This is a genomic window from Kitasatospora sp. NPDC007106 (genome assembly GCF_040634455.1).
Classification (GTDB): Bacteria; Actinomycetota; Actinomycetes; order Streptomycetales; family Streptomycetaceae; genus Kitasatospora; species Kitasatospora arboriphila.
The window spans coordinates 1-1,462 of the sequence record NZ_JBEYFP010001200.1; the positions used below are offsets into that span (position 1 = coordinate 1).

Below are 1,462 nucleotides of genomic sequence, written 5' to 3' on the forward strand. Positions count from 1 at the left end.
GATCTCCGCGGCGCCGCCGCCGTGTCCGCCGCGGAGCGTGAGCCCACCGGGAGAGCGAGCGGCGGGGGCTCCGGACGGACGAGTTGAGTGGCCGTCCGGAGCGCCACCCCGTGGTGCGACCAACATCACGCGATCGGCCCGCGTCTTCCGCAGGGCCCGCGGAACCGGCACCGCGGGCATACGAACCGATCCCCGCTCCGCTCCGTGCTTCACGCGCCCCCGCAACAAGCCTTGGCCCGGCCCTCCTGAGGCGGTAACTTCTCGGGCGACAACTGAAATCGACGGTGCGTGGAAGTCCGGTGAGATGCCGGCACGGTCGCGCCACTGTGAATCGGACCCGGCAGCCTGCCGGGACCGAAAGTCAGACCCGCCTCCGTCGCTCGTGCTCCACCGAACGGGACGCGTGTTCCCAAAGGAGGTCGGCCATGGCTCACCCCATCGCCCCCGCCGCTGCGCCGGCGATCACCCCCATCTCGCTGAAGACCATCCTGCCGTGGGCGGTGTTCTTCACCATCCTCATGCTGGCCCTCGTCTACTTCGTCGGCGCCGAGCAGGGCGCGACGTCCCTCATCTCCGGCGAGGACGTGCACGAGTGGGTGCACGACGGCCGGCACCTGCTCGGTTTCCCCTGCCACTGACGGGGGCCGCACGTGAACTCCGCAATCGTCAGAGGCCTTCTGGTCCGCGGCATGCTGGCCGGGCTCGCGTCCGGCCTGCTCGCCCTCGTCGTCGCCTACTTCCTCGGTGAACCGCGCATCGACGCGGCCATCGCGTACGAGGAGTCGCACTCCCACGAGCACGAGATGGAGATCGTCAGCCGGTCCCTGCAGTCCACTGCGGGCCTGGCCACCGGTGTCCTGGTGTTCGGGGTGGCGCTCGGCGGCATCGCCGCCCTCGCCTACTGCTTCGCCCTCGGCCGCGTCGGCCGCTTCACGCCGCGCGCCACCGCGGCCCTGCTGTCGGCCGCGGCGCTCGTCGCGGTCTACGTGGTGCCGTTCCTCAAGTACCCGGCCAACCCGCCGTCGGTGGGCGACCCGGAGACCATCGGCAAGCGCACCACGCTGTACTTCCTGATGATGGCCCTCAGCGTGCTGCTGGCCGTCGCCGCGGTGATCGTCGGCAAGCGCCTCGCCCCGGCCCTCGGCAACTGGTACGCCACCGTGGTGGCCGTCGCCGGCTTCGCCGTCGCGATCGGGCTCGCGTACGCGTTCCTGCCCGCGGTCAACGAGGTCCCGGAGGACTTCTCGGCCACGCTGCTCTGGCAGTTCCGCGTCGCGGCGCTCGCCGTTCAGCTGACGCTGTGGACGTCCTTCGCCCTGGTCTTCGGCCACCTGGCCGAACGGCTGATCAACCCGAAGCCCGCCACCGCGACCACGGCCGCGGGCACCTCGCCGGAGGCGGCCCCCGCGGCCTGACGTCCGACCGGCACGGCAGCACGGCACCACCACCGACGGCCGGTGGG

The 1,462-nt window shown here is 71.9% G+C and carries 2 protein-coding genes and 1 riboswitch; both genes read left to right on the forward strand.

The annotated features are described in order from the left end of the window. The first annotated feature begins 234 nt into the window (after positions 1-234). Positions 235-390, forward strand: a riboswitch (cobalamin riboswitch). A 35-nt stretch (positions 391-425) separates the two neighbouring features. Further along, the gene (locus tag ABZ641_RS37130; protein WP_344626466.1) at positions 426-638 is read left to right on the forward strand and encodes a CbtB domain-containing protein; all 213 of its coding nucleotides are present in this window, start codon (positions 426-428) and stop codon (positions 636-638) included. Between the two features lie 12 nt (positions 639-650). Then, positions 651-1,415, forward strand: a complete 765-nt coding sequence (locus ABZ641_RS37135) for a CbtA family protein (protein WP_344626465.1) — start codon at positions 651-653, stop codon at positions 1,413-1,415. The last annotated feature ends 47 nt before the right edge of the window (positions 1,416-1,462 follow it).